Origin of the sequence: Streptomyces sp. LUP47B (assembly GCF_001746295.1) — a bacterium.
GTDB lineage: Bacteria > Actinomycetota > Actinomycetes > Streptomycetales > Streptomycetaceae > Streptomyces.
This window is the reverse complement of sequence record NZ_MJAH01000012.1, coordinates 49,927-64,598: the sequence shown is the minus strand read 5'-3', so window position 1 is coordinate 64,598 and position 14,672 is coordinate 49,927. Positions and strand designations below refer to the sequence as shown.

Genomic DNA, 14,672 nt, shown 5'->3' with positions numbered 1-14,672 from the left:
ACGCACCATGGACGGGCTACATCACGGTGAGCAGACGAAGGGGACCGTCCGTGCAGTTCGAGGTGTGGGCACCGCAGGCCGGCCGTGTGACGCTCCATTGCGAGGGCGCCACGCGCGCGTTGGAGCGCGATCCGGAGCGCTCGGGATGGTGGTGGGGCGAGGCGGAGGCCGGCGACGGCACCCGCTACGGCTTCGCGCTGGACGACGGCCCCGTCCTTCCCGATCCGCGCTCGCGCCGCCAGCCGGACGGCCCGGACGGGCTCAGCGCGGTCGTCGAGCACGAGCGGTACACGTGGCGTACGCGGTGGACGGGCCGCCCGCTGCCGGGCGCGGTCCTCTACGAGCTGCACGTGGGCACCTACACACCCGAGGGCACCCTGGACGCGGCCGCGGCCCGTCTCGAGCACCTCGTCGAACTCGGCGTCACGCACGTCGAGCTGATGCCGCTGTGCCCCTTCCCGGGGCGACACGGCTGGGGCTACGAGGGCGTCTCCCTGTGGGCCGTGCACGAGCCCTACGGCGGCCCCGAAGCCCTGAAGCGTTTCGCCGACCGGGCGCACGAGCTGGGCCTGGGCGTCGTCCTGGACGTGGTGCACAACCATCTGGGCCCCTCGGGCAACTACCTGCCCGTCTTCGGACCGTACTTCACGGACACGCACCACACGCCATGGGGCTCCGCGGTCAACCTGGACGCGCCCGGATCCGACGAGGTGCGCGCGTATCTGCTGGGCAGCGCGCTCTCCTGGCTGCGGGACTACCGGATCGACGGACTGCGCCTGGACGCGGTGCACGCGCTCGCCGACACACGCGCGTGCCACTTCCTGGAGGAGCTGTCGACAACGGTCGACGCCCTCGCCGCCGAGCTGGGGCGGCCGCTGTTCCTGATCGCCGAGTCGGACCTGAACGACCCGCGGCTCATCACGGCCCGCGCGGAGGGCGGTCTCGGGCTGCACGCGCAGTGGAACGACGACTTCCACCACGCCCTGCACACCGCGCTGACCGGGGAGTCGCAGGGCTACTACGCCGACTTCGCCCGCGCGCCCCTGGCCGCGCTCGCCAAGACCCTCACCAGCGGCTACTTCCACGACGGCACCTACTCCAGCTTCCGCGGCCGCAGCCACGGGCGCCCACTGGACCGTACGCGTGCGGCGGCGCACCGGCTGCTCGGCTACTCCCAGACCCACGACCAGGTCGGCAACCGCGCCGTGGGCGACCGGCTGGCGGCGTCGCTTTCCCCCGGCCTGGTGGCCTGCGCGGCGGCGCTCACCCTGACCGCGCCCTTCACGCCCATGCTGTTCATGGGTGAGGAGTGGGCGGCGGGCACGCCCTGGCAGTTCTTCACCGACCACACCGATCCCGAGCTCGCCGAGGCCGTACGGCGGGGCAGGCGGCGGGAGTTCGCGGAGCACGGCTGGGCCGAGGAGGACGTGCCCGACCCGCAGGACCCGGCGACCCGGGACCGCTCCTGCCTCGACTGGTCCGAGCTCGAACGTGAGCCTCACGCGCGCGTGCTCGCCTGGTACCGCCGGCTCCTCGCGCTGCGGCACGAACAGCCGGACCTCACCGACCCCGACCTCGCCGACACCAAGGTCGCCTACGACGCGGACCAGCGCTGGCTCGCCTTTCGGCGCGGGGACGTCCGGGTGGCCGTGAACCTCGCGAAGTCGCCGGCGGCGATCCCCATCGGCCCCCGGGAGGCCGCCGTCCTCGCGGCCTGGGAACCCGTGGAGGCACCGGGCGCGGACGGGGTGCTGCATGTGCCCGGGGAGTCGTGCGTGGTGCTGCTTCAGGCCTGAGTTCATGAAACCCCCTCCGCTGCCCCGACTCGCGCGAGGGCGGACACGGGAGCCGGTTCCTGGTGACGGGCGCGTGTGCGCAGGCCGCGGACGACGATCACGCCGAGGCGGACGACGACCTCCCCGAAGGCCATGAGAACCAGGGCAGCCACCCACGCCTGCCCACCGGTGATGTCGTGATCGGCGGAGAAGCGGGCGACGGACGCTCCACCGGAGGGGTGGGAGGACCACACGGCGAAGCCGAGACGAAAGCCCATGCTGACCACCCACAGGGCCGCCGCGCCCAAGGTCGCCTTGACCCGTATGTGCCCGTCCGCGTACCGGACGCGGGTGATCACGCCGCCGGCCAGCCCGAAGGCGACACCGATCCCGGCGAAGGATCCGATCAGCACGAGGTCGTTGCCCGCGGTGGGGATGTCGTGCAGGTAGGCGGTTCCCGCCCAGGCGATCAGCGCGAGCGGCAGCAGCACTGTACGCAGCGTCAGCCTCTCCTCGCGCAGCTGCCGGAAGACCACGAGGAGAAGCGCCACGTCGATGAGCCAGTCGGAGATCGTCATGCCTCGACTATCCGGCTCCGGCACGGTCGCGCGCCTCGACCCCTGGGTGGAAGCAGGGTGGAAAAGACCAGGTGGAGACGCCTACAACCCCGCGTCGTCCGTCTCCTCGTCCCGCAGTTCCGTGACGCGCTCCAGCAGGATCGCCTCCCAGGCGCGCAGCAGCCGGGTGCGCAGGAGCGGCAGAGCGGCGGCATCGCGGCCCTGCACGCCCGCGGCGAGGCTGATCACGGTGTCGCAGCGGGCGAGCCAGAGGCCGCGCAGGCAGGGCCGGGCGCCGTAGCCGGCGAGGGTGGCGGCGCGCACGGCGGCGGGCGAGCCGACGGCGAGGGCGAGGCCCGCGATGTCCTCGGCGGGGTCGCCGACCACCGTGGCGGTCCAGTCGAGGACACCGCGCACCCGGCCGTCGGCGCTGATCACGAGGTGTTCGCCGGTCAGCGCGTGGTGCACGAGGACCGCGCTGCCGGGCTGCGCGGCGAGCTGGACCGCGGCCGGCGAGGTGAGCTGCTGGAGCCGGGCCGGATCGAACTCGTCGGCCGCGCGCAGGAGTTCGGCGGCCCGGCCGGCCTCCCGGCGCAGTGCCTCCAGGGAGCGCGGGGCGACGCGTGGCACGCCGAGCGCCTCGGCCTGCCGTACCGGCACCTCGCGCAGCCCGGTGAGCAGCGCGGCGAGGTCGGCCTCACCGACGGCGGAGACGTCGTGCTCCTCGGCCGAACCGCCGGGCACCTTGATGTCGAGCGTGTAGGCAAGACCGGGCGCCCACTCGCCCTGCGCCACGCTGGTCGGCACCGCGACCGGGACGTACGGGCGGACCAGGTCACGCACCCGCAGTTCGCGGCGTCCGCGAGTGGAGGCCGCGCGGTCGCCCGCGAGGCGCAGGACATGGCGGGTGCCGACCCACCAGCTGGAGTGCCCGCCGCCCTCGGCGACGGGCAGGACCTCGGGCCCGCCGGCCTCGCCCGCGCCGGGCGTGCTGTCCTTGAGCAGGGAACGGACCAGTCGGCGGACCGTGTCCGCGGTGGGTGTCGGTGCCTGGGTCATGGTCGCGCCGTAGTCGCTCGGGGGTGGAGGGGCTCCTGGGGCTCGTCAGTCCACTATGACCATCTCGCGGGTGGTGTCGTTGAGCCTGCGGCCGCCGTCCTCGGTGACGGTGACGATGTCCTCGATGCGTACCCCGAAGCGGCCCGGCAGATAGACGCCGGGCTCCACGGAGAAGCACATGCCCGGGACGAGGGGCTGTTCCTCACCCTCGATCATGTACGGCGGTTCGTGTGTGGTGACACCGATGCCGTGCCCGGTGCGGTGGATGAAGTACTCGCCGTACCCGGCGTCGGCGATGACCGCGCGGGCGGCCCGGTCGACCTCCTGGCAGGGCACGCCGGGCCGTACCGCACGGAAGCCCGCCTCCTGCGCCGCGCGCACGAGATCGTGCACCCGGCGCTCCTCGTCGGTGGGCTCGCCGACGTGGACCGTACGGGAGGTGTCGGAGCCGTAGCCGTCCTTGAGGCCGCCGAAGTCGAGGACGACCATGTCGCCGCGTTCGATGACCCGGTCGCCCACCTCGTGGTGCGGGTTGGCGCCGTTCGGGCCTGAGGCGACGATGGTGAAGTCGACCTGGGAGTGGCCGAACCGGCGCAGCAGTCCGGCGAGGTCGGCGGCCACCTCGGACTCCCTGCGGCCGCCGAAGGGAACCTTCCGGATCTCCTCGAACGTCGCGTCGGCGGCCGCTCCAGCGGCCGCCAGCAGCTCCAGCTCCGCCGTGTCCTTGACGGCCCGCAGCATCGGCAGGGCGTCGGTGAGGGAGGCGTACGACGTGGCGGGCAGCGCCTTCTGCAGGCCGAGCAGGTGCATGGCCCAGGCGTTGTCGCTGATGCCGAACCGGCCGCCGGCGTCCAGGAGGGCGGCGGTGGCGGCGTAGGGGTCCTTGCCGTCGGTCCAGTCCCGCAGGGTCAGGGCGCTCGCGCCGGCCGCCTTGGCCGCGTCCGGGGCCTCCAGGGTGGGCACGACGAGGACGGGGTCCTGTCCTGGGGCGAGGACCAGCAGAGTGAGCCGTTCGGTGGCGGCCGTCGGTGCGTAGCCGGTGAGCCACACCAGGTCCGGGCCGGGGGCCACGAGGAGACCGGCGAGCCCGGCCTCGGCGGCCGACCGTGCCGCGCGCTCCATGCGCGCCCTGTAGTCGTCGGCGACGAAGGGCGCTGCAGTGCCGGTCATTCGGGTCTCCCTGGGCGCGTGAGGGTCTTAGGGCAGCATCCTGCCCGGACGGCGAGGGGCGCGCGAGCCGGTCGACACGCCTTTCGGACGGACCCGACGGGCTGCCGGCCCCCGCGTCAGCTCTCCAGGGCCATGCGGACACCGAGGAGCAGCAGTACGCCTCCGGAGACCTGTTCCAGTCGCCGGCGCACGCCCGCGCGGGACAGCACGGCCCGCAACCGGCCGATGAACCACACATAGAGGCCGTAGTAGCCGACCTCGTAGACCGCCCAGAGCGCGGCGAGCCCGACCTCCCCCACTGCCTTAAGGGCGTGGGAGGTACCCCCAGAGCAGGTGAGGGGCGCCCTCGGGGACGAACTGCGGCAGGAAGGACAGGGCGAAGACGGCGGCCTTGGGGTTGGCGAGGTTGAGAAGCAGTCCCGCGCGGTAGGCGGCCCAGCCGGTCCTGCCGGTGCTCTCCCAGCCGCCGGGGGCCGCGGCCCCCTTGGTGCGGCGCGCCTGCCGCAGCGCCTGGATGCCGAAGGCGACGAGCACGACGGCGCCGCCGATGCGCATCACGTCGTAGGCGATCTCGGAGGCGGTCAGCAGCGCGGTCAGGCCCAGCGCGGCGACGACGCCCCAGATGAACACCCCGGTCTCGTTGCCGAGCACGGTCAGAAAGCCGGAGCGTCTGCTGTGCAGCGACTGCTTGATGATCAGCACGGTGCTCGGCCCGGGTGACGCGGCGATGAGGGTGCAGGCCCCGAGGAAGGCGATGAGCGTGGTCGGCATGGGCTCATCGTGACGCCGACGGCTGGATCCGGACCAGTGGTTTTCCGCCCCTAAGGACGGGAGGCTTGATCATCCATTACCGCTAATGCTTGGATTATCCCAAGCCATTAGAAGAGGGGGTACGGTCGTGCTGGTACTCGCACACATCAGCGATCTGCATCTCGACGGGAGCGCGCGGGCGACCGAGCGCGCCGAGCGGGTGCGTGACCGGCTGTGGCAGTTGCCGGGGCAGGTGGACGCTCTGCTGGTGACCGGTGACATCGCGGATCACGGCGTCGAGGCGGAGTACGAGGAGGCCGCGCGGATCCTGGGACTGCACGAGGGCCACCCGCCGTTCCCGGTGCTCACCTGCCCGGGCAACCACGACAGCCGGGCCCCGCACCGCAAGGCCATGCTGCGGCGGCCCGCGGACGACGGACCGGTGAACAGCGTGCAGGTCTTCGACGGCGGCGCGGTGCTGATGTGCGACTCCAGCATCGCGGGCAGCGACGAAGGGGCGCTGGACGAGGAGACGTACGCCTGGATCGAGGCGACCCTCGACGAACTGGACGGGAGCCTTCCGGCGCTGTTGGCCTTCCACCATCCGCCCGTGGCGCTGCACCACCCGCTTCCCGACTCCTACCAACTGGGCGGGCCGGGGAAGCTGGCCGCGCTGCTGGAGCGGCGGCCCGAGATCGCCGGACTGCTCACCGGTCACGCGCACACGCCCGCCGCGACCGTGTTCGCCGGGCGGCCCCTGGTCGTCGGGCCGGGGGTGACCTGGACGCTGCGGCTGCCCTGGGAGGGCGAGCAGGTCGCGGACCGGGACGCGCCGGTTGGCCTGGCCTTTCATGTGCTGGACGACGACGGACGGCTCACAACGCACTTCCGGGTGGTCACGTGAGCACGGGCGTGTGATGAGCGTTCACCTGACGAGGGTTCACGTGACGACGCCCGGCACGGCCGTCAACTGCTGGTAACCGCCGCCGCGATGGCGGACCGTCAGCATGACCTCGCGGCCGGGGCGGGCGCGGGCGACGGCTCGCGCGAGGTCGGCGGCCGTGTCGATCCGGGTACGGCCGAAGACGAGGAGTACGTCGCCGCGGACCAGGCCCGCCGTGAAGCCCGGGCCCGGGACGTGGACGCCGACCACCAGCGCGCCCGACTTCTCGGCGTCCACGGCCTCCAGCCCCAGGGTCGCGGTGACGGGGACCCGTCGGCGGGGCGGAGCCGATGCGGAGGGGTCCGCTGACTCGGAGACGGGCGGGCCCGTCCAGGTGCGCTGGCCGCCCTGGCCCGGTGCGCCCCGGCCGGAGGCGGCCTCTCCCGGCACCCCGGGCCCGCCCCCTGCCTGCCGTTGCAGTTCGGCCAGCCTGCTCATACCGATCACCGTGACGCCCACCGTGCCGAGACCCACCCCCGTCAGGACCAGGACGGTCGCGACGAAAAGACCGAACAGCAGGGTCGTGAGCCGGCGTCCGCGCCGGCGCGCGGCGTGCGGTCGCCGGGCGGACCCGGACTTCCTGCCTCCGCCCGATTGACCGGGCATCGGCTTGGGGCGCAACGCAGTCTGTTCCATGGATCGCCTCCGGCTGGATCACCACCGGTTGGTGCCTACCCGGCGCACGGGCACGCGACGAGCCACGAACGAGTGAGACTGACGGGGGGTCAGGAACGGGAAGCGGTCTGAACCAGCAGGTCGACCAAGTTCGCCGCGGCTCCGCTCGATGGGCCCGCGGTGGCCGCCGGCCGGGGCAGCAGGGCCCGGCCTCGGCCGACTGTGCGGTGAGGCCGGCCAGGATGCTCACATCGGTGCCCGACGTCGGTCCGACCGGGTCAGCCGGAACCGTCCGGCGACGGCTCGCGCCGCGCCCGTCGTCCGGGCGCCGGCGCGAGCCGCGGAGGAGCACGCCCGGGCGCACGGAGCGCGTCAGCCCGTGTGACCCTCGCCGTGGCCGCCGTGGGCCCCGCCATGGTCGAACTTCAGCGCCTCCGGGGGCATGACGACGAAGGGCCGCATCATGCCCATGTCCTCGTGCTCCAGGAAGTGGCAGTGGTACATGAAGCGGCCGTACGCCCGTCGAACTTGCCCATGATGCGCAGCACCTGGTTCCCCGGAACCCGGTAGACGTCCTTGTAGCCCAGCTCGTCGGGCGCCAGTGGGATCGTCCTGGACGGGTCGTGGGTGATCGGGGTGCGGGTACCGCCGACCGTCGCGTCGAAGCCCGGTTGCTGCGGTACGAGACGCGGTCGTCGATGACCGATGAACTGCGCCTGGCCGCCGTGCTGGTGGGTCTGTACGGCCGGGCGGAGGACCTGCCGCTGCTGCAGGAGGTGCGGGAGACGGACTTCGACAAGGCGTGCGGGCTTAGCGAGATCCCCGAACCCGACGCGGACGCGGCGCCCCCCCTGTGGTCGTCGAACCGGGCAGCGAGCAGCCGCCGACCGACGGGCACGCGGGCGGCCGAAGAACCCGAGCGGTCGTGACGGCCGAGTCGGTCGGCAGCCCCCGCTGTCAACCCGCCAAAGGCAACGCCGGCGGCCGGTCCGGGAGGAAGCCGTGGGTGCGGTGGGCCAGGTGGTCCGCCTTGTAGCGGTCGACCGTGCGGTGCCAGTTCAGGATGCCCGCCATCCAGTGCTGGAGGTCGGCGACATAGCCCCGCATGACCTCCCGTGCTTCCTCCGAGAGACCGAAGTCGTCGTACACGACGGGCAGTTCGTGTGCGGCGACATGCTCGAACTGCTGCATGCGCTGGGTCATCAGGTCATGGACGACGCGCAGCGCGGTCGGGTAGTCGATGCCGAAGAAGTTCTGCACGACGAGGATCGCGTTGTGGACCTCGCCCTCGTACTCGATCTCCTTCTGGTAGGAGAAGACGTCGTTGACCAGACACGCGTAGTCGACGGCGGCGTTCTCCAGGGAGCGCACCGGTCCGCTTCGGTAGACCTCCGGCGGGACGGCGGGCCCGTGGCCCATCCGGCACAGGCTCATGGTGAGGTCGGCGCCGAAGGTGGCGCGCCGCATCTCCAGGTAGTCGACCGGGTCGGGGACGCGGTGCTGGATCTGGTTGGCCAGCTCCCAGACCCAGCTCTCGGTCATGACGTTCACGGCGTCCTTGAGGGTGCGCCGCTGGTCCGGGGTCATCTCGGCCGTGGTGCGGGCCCACAGGTCGATCAGGCCGCGTTCCATGGCGTTGACGGGGACCAGGACCTGCTCGCCGTCGAGGGGCATGCAGTCCGACAGACGCTGTGTGGTCAGGCGGGCGGCGGCGAGATCGCGGCGGCCGCCGTAGACGAGCGGGTAGTAGTCGTCGCCGTAGGTTCCCCAGGCGAGCCAGTCCGAGCTGAGGTCGAGGGCCTCGGGGCTCGTGTCCGGGTCGATGCCCGCCGCGCACAGGGGGAGGTCGGCCGCGGCGAGCTTGTCCTCGTCCCAGACGCCCTCCTGGAGCATGCCCATGCGATGCGTCCACTCGATGAGACGGGGGCGGGCGCCGGGCAGATGCGGGCTGAGTTCGTTCTCGAAAGGCATGTAGAAGTCGGGCAACAGGGACGGCCCGACCTTCTGGAAGGGCACATGCGTGTGGGCGCGCAGCCGCTCGGCGCCGGCCGCGGCGAGCAGGGCACCGACGTCGGCCGCCGAGGTGCCGGGGCCGGTCAGGGTCTGCCAGGGGGAGGTGGTCTCGGCGCGGGCGTTCATGTAGCGGCTGGAGCGCATGTGCCATTCGTGGCCGCCGGACTGCCAGTCCTGGAGGCCTTGCGTGTAGGCGGCGACGGCGGTCAGCTCGCCCGGCGAGAGACCCTTTTCCAGGGCGATCGCGGGGACCTCGGTGAGGGCGGTGTGCTCGAACTGGTGGAGGCGGGAGGTGAGGACGTCGTTGACGGTGTCGGCGGCCTCCTGGGTGGTGCAGCCGAAGAAGGTCTCCAGGACGAGGACGCCGTTGCTGAGCTCTCCCTCGTCCTCGACCTCGCGCTGGTAGGAGAACAGGTCGTTGCGCAGGTGGACGCCGTCGGAGAAGGTCTCCATCAGCACGCGCAGGGGTCGTGTGCCGGCGACGGACGCCGGTACCTCGGCTGTCGCGTACTCCACGAGACCGGCCGACCAGGGGGCGCCGCCGACCTTGCGGCGCATCTCGATGTACTCGACGGGGTTGGCGATCCGTCCCTCGTTGATGTTGGACAGCTCCCACAGGGACTCGTTGAGCAGGTGCTCGGTGGCGACGGCGAAGCGGCGGCGCCAGTCGGCGGACATCGACGGCACGGTCCGCTTCCACAGGTCGGCGAGGCCGGCCTCGACCGGGTTCTCCGGCTCGGGCATCGGAGTCGACAGGTCCATCGGCATGAACAGCGGCAGCCGGTCCAGGTATGCCTTGCCGCCGGCGCGGTCCTGGGTGCGCTTGAAGATCTCCAGGAAGTGGTCGTCGAAGAAGAACACCCACACGTACCAGTCGGTGATGAGGGAGAGGGCGGGGCCGTCGCAGTCGGGGTGCGTGTAGGCGCAGAGCAGGCCGTAGTCATGCGCGTCGAGATCGGACTGCTCCCAGATCCCGGATCCCTCCAGCATGCCCATCTCGCGCGCCCACACGGTCGAGTGGGCACGGGCCTCGTCGAGGTGCGGGTTCAGCCGCGCGGGATACGGCATGTAGAAGTGCGGGAGTTCGAAGGGCTGCTGCGTCATGAGCCGGGCCCTACCCAGGGCTTTCCGGAGGCATCCGTCGCGGCCCACATGATCACACCATCGCGTGAATCCGGACCGAACTCGGGAGTTCACGGCGGTACTTGTGGCGTTGATCTCCACGCACGAAGACTTCACTCCCCGCCGCGCACCGCCCGCCCCACCTCCGCCCGCAGTGCGACGAACTCGGGCAGTCCCCGGGTGGCGATCTGGTCCCGTCGCCCGGGGAGCCGGACCGGCAGGTCCCGGACGATCCGCGAGCCGGGGCCCGGGGAGAGGACGACGACGCGGTCGCCGACGTAGACGCTCTCGTCGATGTCGTGGGTGACGAACACGATGGTCGTGCCGTCGGTGCGGTGGACCTCCAGGAGGAGGTCCTCCAGGTCCTCCCGGGTCTGGGCGTCCAGGGAGCCGAAGGGTTCGTCCATGAGGAGGAGGGTGGGCCGGCAGACGAGGGCACGGGCGATGGCGACGCGCTGCTGCATACCGCCGGAGAGCTGCCAGGGGTGGCGGCGGGCGGCGCCGGACAGACCGACGCGGTCGAGGATGCGGTCCGCCTCGGCACGGCGTTCGGCCCGGGCGAGGCCGCGGCGGCGCAGCGGCAGGGCGACGTTGTCGCGGACCGTGAGCCAGGGGAAGAGGGAGCGGCCGTAGTCCTGGAAGACGACGGCCAGGCTGTCGGGGACGCCGGTGACCGGTGCGCCGTCGACGGTGACCGTGCCCTCGCGGGCGGGGAGCAGACCGGCGATCGTGCGCAGCAGGGTGGACTTGCCGCAGCCGGACGGGCCGACGACGCACAGGAGTTGGCCCGTAGGGACGGTGAGGGTGATGTCGTGCAGCACGCGGTGGTCTCCGTAGTGCTGGCCGACCGCGGTGAGCTGGAGCATGCGGTCGGTCCCCTGTTCCCGGGTGCGGGTCGCGTGGCTCATGGGGCCCTCCCCCTGCCGATCAGTCGTTTCTCGATGGCCAGCAGGCCGGTGTTGAGCAGATAACCAAGGGCGCCGAGCAGGACCAGCGCGGCCCAGACGGTGAGCAGGTCGGAGCGGGTCTGCGCTTCGGTGAGCGTGAAACCGATGCCGTTCGCGGTGCCGGGCAACAGCTCCGAGAACACCATGAGGATCAGGGAGAGGGAAAGGCTCAGGCGCAGTCCGGCGAAGACGCGGGGCAGGGCGGAGGGCAGGACGAGGAACCACAGGCGTTCGGCGGTGTTCAGGCGCAGGACCGCGGCGACGTCGAGGCGCAGCGGGTCGGTGTTGCGGACGCCGGCCGCGGTGTTGATCAGCACCGGCCAGACGGCGCTGAACGCGATCGAGGCGATCTGCATCGGCGTGCCGAACGCGAAGACCACGACGAAGACGGGGACCAGGGCGGGCGGCGGGACGGCCCGGGCGAACTGGAGGACGGGGTTGGTCAGCGCGTACGCCCGCCGCGAGCGGCCGACCGCGACCCCCAGCACGATCCCGGCGACGGCCGCCAGCGCGAACCCGGCGGTCATCCTGCCGAGGCTGGGCAGGATGTCGTCCACCGCGGCCGAGCTGAGGAAGAGATGCCGGGCGGGCCCGTCGAACCACAGCTCGTGGACGTGGCGGGCGATGCGGTCCGGGGGCGGGAAGTAGACGCTGCCATGGGCGCGGGCGGCCAACTCCCATATGCCGACGGCCAGGACGAGGACCAGCCAGCGGAGGAGGACGGTGGGGGCGGCGGCGCGGGCGCGGGTGGGAAGCGAGGCCGGTGCCGGGCTCCCCTGTGGTGCGGTCTCTGCTTCCCGGCTCACACCCGAGCCCCTCCCCCGGCGGCCTCCCGATGTTCCGGCGTCCAGGGAAACAGCCGTCGCTCGCCCCACACCAGTACGCCGTTGATGACGAGCCCCAGCGTCCCCGCCCACACCACGCCCGCGAGGACGTCCCTGGTGCCGTCCGTGGCCAGGCCCGCCTGGGCGATGAAGATGCCGAGTCCTTCGCCGAAGCCGGAGAGGATCTCCGTGGCGACGGCGAGGATGAGGGCGACGGCGGCGGAGATGCGGATGCCGGCGGCGATGAAGGGGGCCGTGGCGGGGAGTTCGGCGCGCAGCAGGACCGCGAGGCGGCCGAAGCCGAAAGCGCGCAGGGTGTCCTTGGCGAGAGGGTCGGTCTCGCCCAGGCCGTAGACGGTGTTGAAGAGGATCGGCCACACCGAGGCGTAGCTGATCAGCGCGACCTCGGTCTCGGTTCCGGAGCCGAGGAGCAGGGAGACCAGGGGGATCAGGGCGACCGACGGCAGGGGCCGCAGCAGCTCCACGATCGCCCGGGTGGCGGTGTCGACGAGCGGCACGCTGCCCAGCAGCAGGCCGAGTGGTACGGCGATCGCGCAGGCGAGGCCGAGGCCCAGCGCCCAGGCCCGCAGGGTCACCCCGATCCCGTCGAGGAAGACCGGGTCCCCCGTCAACTCCACAGCCCGGACGAGGACTTCGGAGGCGGGCGGCAGATAGCTGCGGCGGACGAGACCGGCCCGGCTCACCGCCTCGCACACGCCGAACGCGAGCAGCACACCGAGGAGCCCTAGCCACAGCTCCTGACGTGACCTCAGCCCACGCACGAGCACCGCCCCTTGACGCCCCGCCTCGACGGCGCCCCGTTCACGCCCCGCACCGACGAACGCCCCTCACTTCACCAGCAACGTGGTCGGATCGATCGGCGTCTTCAGCATTTTCTGTTTCTCCATGAGCTCGGTGAGCCGGGCGAGTTGCGCTCCGTCCATGGTGGCCGGGTACACCGGCAGGTCGATCTTCTCCGCCTGCTCCTTGGTGACCTTGGTGTACGTCGGCAGCACCTCACGCACCAGGGACGGATCCGCGTCGGCGAGCTTGACGGCAGCCTTGAGGGCCCGTTGGAACCGGGCGAGCGCATCGGCGTTCTTCCCGGCGAACCTCTGCGTCGTGATGTAACCGCTGAGCGGGATCGACTCGACGGGGGCGGACGAGCCGTCCACCAGCACCCGGGCCCCCGACTCGTCCTGGATGGAACTGTCGAAGGGCTCGACCGCGTGCACGGCGTCGACCTGTCCCTTGTCCAGGGCGGCACCCATCTGTGGGAAGGGGATCTGCCGGTAGACGGGGCGGCCGACGCCCTGTTTCGCCAGGATCTCGTTGAAGGTCAGCGACTGGACGTTGTTGAGGACGTTGACGGCGACCTTCTTGCCCGCGAGATCGGCGAGGGTCTTGATGTCCGAGTCCTTCGGCACCAGGACGTCCATCATGCGCGGCGCGGCCCTGATCGCCTCGGCGACGATACGGATGTCGAGGGTGCCCTGGTCCTGGGCCTGGAAGTAGGTGACGTAGTTCGCGCTCGCGACCATGTCGATCTGGCCCTTGGACAGGGCGGGCAGCGCCTGGAGGCTCTGCTGGATCTGCTGGACGCGGACGTCCAGGCCCTCCTTCTCGAACAGCCCGCGGTTCTTGGCGATGTAGAGCATGGCGGAGTCGCTCAAGGGCAGCGCGGCCACCCTGAGCGTCGTACGCCCGCCGTCCGAGGACGTGGAGTCCCCGTCACCGCCGCAGGCCGTGAGCACCAGTGCGAGGGCGGCCGCGGTGGCCGCCGCCTTCCCGCTTCCCGAACGCCGAGGTCGTAACGTCAGTCCCCACGTCATCCCGGCATGATGACCGATCTATTGACATGATCACTACATCAAGGTCAGCCGAATCGTCACGCTTCGGAGAACTCCGAGAGGATCTCCTCCGCGACCCAGCCGAGCGCGTCGGGCAGCGCCTCGGTGGCCACCGGCAGCCACAGCGAACAGGCGGTGAGCCCCGCTTCGGCCAGCTGCCCGAGCTCCTCGCGCACCCGCTCGGCGGTGGGCCGCGCTCCGCCCAACGGACGCCGTCCGGGCGGTTGTACGGCGGCCTCGAAGCCCGGCGGTACGAGCATCAGGCCCTCCGTCAGCGCCGGGACCTTGGCCGGATCCCGCCCCGCCTTCTCCCCGAGCTCCGCCAACCGGCCCCGCACCTCGGCGACTCCGGCCGCGTCCAGCCCGGAGCCGTGCCACGCGTCGCCGTACCGCAGCGCCCGCCTGAGGGCCGCGTCACTGTGGCCGCCGACCCAGACGGACGGCCCCCCGGGTGTGCGCGGCCGCACCCCGAGCCGCACCTCGGCCTCGTCGCGCCACAACTTCCGTACGGTCTCCAGCTGTTCGTCGGCGCGCCTGCCCCGCCCGCTGAAGGGCACCCCGGCGGCGGCGAACTCCGCGGTGTCCCAGCCGGTGCCGACGCCGAGCGTGAACCGGCCGCCGGACAGCCGGTCGAGCGTCGCCGTCTGGTGGGCGACGACGACAGGCTGGTACAGGGGCAGGATCAGGACGCTGGTCACCAGCCGGATCCGGGTGGTCGCCCCGGCCACGGCGGACAGCAGGACCAGCGGATCCGGGGTCACGCCCACCGCTCCCGCCAGCAGATGGCTGCTCGCGATGAGGTGGTCGAAGCCCATTTCCTCGGCGTGACGGGCGGTTTGGAGGACGCCGTCGAGCTCGTCCTCGTGCGCGGGCCACAGGCGGTGCGGTGCGACTCCCAGACGCATGGGGTGCGACTCCCTTGGGGTGAGGGGGCAGAGGGTGGTGCACCCGGGCCAACAAGGCGACGGCCTCTCCTCATCCCTCTGTCGACAGGCCCGAACGCTCGTGTCGAACTTCATCAACCGGATCAAGTCCCTACGCGCCCAC

At 72.0% G+C, this 14,672-nt stretch carries 13 protein-coding genes and 2 pseudogenes; 3 read left to right on the top strand and 12 right to left on the bottom strand.

Annotated elements, in window-relative coordinates:
* Positions 1-50: 50 nt before the first annotated feature.
* Positions 51-1,796 carry a malto-oligosyltrehalose trehalohydrolase gene (gene treZ / locus BFN33_RS31910; protein WP_069763641.1) on the top strand — a complete coding sequence of 582 codons (1,746 nt, stop codon included), beginning with the start codon at positions 51-53 and terminating at the stop codon, positions 1,794-1,796.
* Positions 1,797-1,798: 2 nt separating this feature from the next.
* Here treZ and BFN33_RS31905 read toward each other — a convergent pair whose 3' ends face one another.
* From BFN33_RS31905 to BFN33_RS31890, 4 genes and pseudogenes are all read right to left on the bottom strand, one after another.
* Complete coding sequence (locus BFN33_RS31905; protein WP_069763640.1) at positions 1,799-2,353, bottom strand: hypothetical protein; 555 nt, start codon at positions 2,351-2,353, stop codon at positions 1,799-1,801.
* Positions 2,354-2,434: 81 nt separating this feature from the next.
* Positions 2,435-3,391: a phosphotransferase gene (locus tag BFN33_RS31900; protein WP_069763639.1), complete on the bottom strand. Its 957-nt coding sequence runs from the start codon at positions 3,389-3,391 to the stop codon at positions 2,435-2,437.
* A 45-nt stretch (positions 3,392-3,436) separates the two neighbouring features.
* Positions 3,437-4,561 carry an aminopeptidase P family protein gene (locus BFN33_RS31895; RefSeq protein WP_069763638.1) on the bottom strand — a complete coding sequence of 375 codons (1,125 nt, stop codon included), beginning with the start codon at positions 4,559-4,561 and terminating at the stop codon, positions 3,437-3,439.
* A gap of 116 nt (positions 4,562-4,677) precedes the next feature.
* Positions 4,678-5,332: pseudogene (locus BFN33_RS31890) on the bottom strand (LysE family translocator).
* A 127-nt stretch (positions 5,333-5,459) separates the two neighbouring features.
* Here BFN33_RS31890 and BFN33_RS31885 point away from each other — a divergent pair.
* Complete coding sequence (locus BFN33_RS31885; protein ID WP_088245434.1) at positions 5,460-6,215, top strand: phosphodiesterase; 756 nt, start codon at positions 5,460-5,462, stop codon at positions 6,213-6,215.
* A gap of 36 nt (positions 6,216-6,251) precedes the next feature.
* Here the strand turns inward: BFN33_RS31885 and BFN33_RS31880 are convergent, their stop codons facing one another.
* Positions 6,252-6,890: a PDZ domain-containing protein gene (locus BFN33_RS31880; protein WP_069763636.1), complete on the bottom strand. Its 639-nt coding sequence runs from the start codon at positions 6,888-6,890 to the stop codon at positions 6,252-6,254.
* 351 nt (positions 6,891-7,241) lie between these two features.
* Positions 7,242-7,537, bottom strand: a pseudogene (locus BFN33_RS50355) (multicopper oxidase domain-containing protein); the annotation flags it as partial.
* Here BFN33_RS50355 and BFN33_RS31875 point away from each other — a divergent pair.
* Positions 7,493-7,798 (top strand): hypothetical protein, encoded by a 306-nt coding sequence (locus tag BFN33_RS31875; RefSeq protein ID WP_069763635.1) that lies wholly within the window; start codon positions 7,493-7,495, stop codon positions 7,796-7,798. The pseudogene BFN33_RS50355 and the gene BFN33_RS31875 sit on opposite strands and share 45 nt — an antisense overlap.
* A gap of 28 nt (positions 7,799-7,826) precedes the next feature.
* Here BFN33_RS31875 and cyc2 read toward each other — a convergent pair whose 3' ends face one another.
* The 6 genes from cyc2 to BFN33_RS31845 form a co-directional block, all read right to left on the bottom strand.
* Positions 7,827-9,986, bottom strand: a complete 2,160-nt coding sequence (gene cyc2 / locus BFN33_RS31870; protein WP_069763634.1) for a germacradienol/geosmin synthase Cyc2 — start codon at positions 9,984-9,986, stop codon at positions 7,827-7,829.
* 131 nt (positions 9,987-10,117) lie between these two features.
* Positions 10,118-10,870: an ABC transporter ATP-binding protein gene (locus BFN33_RS31865; RefSeq protein WP_069763836.1), complete on the bottom strand. Its 753-nt coding sequence runs from the start codon at positions 10,868-10,870 to the stop codon at positions 10,118-10,120.
* Between the two features lie 38 nt (positions 10,871-10,908).
* Positions 10,909-11,658 (bottom strand): ABC transporter permease, encoded by a 750-nt coding sequence (locus BFN33_RS31860; protein WP_256122920.1) that lies wholly within the window; start codon positions 11,656-11,658, stop codon positions 10,909-10,911.
* A gap of 95 nt (positions 11,659-11,753) precedes the next feature.
* Positions 11,754-12,557 carry an ABC transporter permease gene (locus BFN33_RS31855; RefSeq protein ID WP_079141120.1) on the bottom strand — a complete coding sequence of 268 codons (804 nt, stop codon included), beginning with the start codon at positions 12,555-12,557 and terminating at the stop codon, positions 11,754-11,756.
* Positions 12,558-12,623: 66 nt separating this feature from the next.
* Positions 12,624-13,607 (bottom strand): ABC transporter substrate-binding protein, encoded by a 984-nt coding sequence (locus tag BFN33_RS31850; RefSeq protein WP_069763632.1) that lies wholly within the window; start codon positions 13,605-13,607, stop codon positions 12,624-12,626.
* Positions 13,608-13,663: 56 nt separating this feature from the next.
* Complete coding sequence (locus BFN33_RS31845; RefSeq protein WP_069763631.1) at positions 13,664-14,530, bottom strand: TIGR03619 family F420-dependent LLM class oxidoreductase; 867 nt, start codon at positions 14,528-14,530, stop codon at positions 13,664-13,666.
* Positions 14,531-14,672 lie beyond the last annotated feature (142 nt).

Bases quoted from the DNA above. Each gene is read 5' to 3' on its own strand.
- BFN33_RS31905 (WP_069763640.1), bottom strand. From the start codon at position 2,353: ATGACGATCTCCGACTGGCTCATCGACGTGGCGCTTCTCCTCGTGGTC.
- BFN33_RS31850 (WP_069763632.1), bottom strand. From the start codon at position 13,607: ATGACGTGGGGACTGACGTTACGACCTCGGCGTTCGGGAAGCGGGAAG.
- BFN33_RS31865 (WP_069763836.1), bottom strand. From the start codon at position 10,870: ATGCTCCAGCTCACCGCGGTCGGCCAGCACTACGGAGACCACCGCGTG.
- BFN33_RS31900 (WP_069763639.1), bottom strand. From the start codon at position 3,391: ATGACCCAGGCACCGACACCCACCGCGGACACGGTCCGCCGACTGGTC.
- BFN33_RS31845 (WP_069763631.1), bottom strand. From the start codon at position 14,530: ATGCGTCTGGGAGTCGCACCGCACCGCCTGTGGCCCGCGCACGAGGAC.
- BFN33_RS31880 (WP_069763636.1), bottom strand. From the start codon at position 6,890: ATGGAACAGACTGCGTTGCGCCCCAAGCCGATGCCCGGTCAATCGGGC.
- BFN33_RS31895 (WP_069763638.1), bottom strand. From the start codon at position 4,561: ATGACCGGCACTGCAGCGCCCTTCGTCGCCGACGACTACAGGGCGCGC.
- cyc2 (WP_069763634.1), bottom strand. From the start codon at position 9,986: ATGACGCAGCAGCCCTTCGAACTCCCGCACTTCTACATGCCGTATCCC.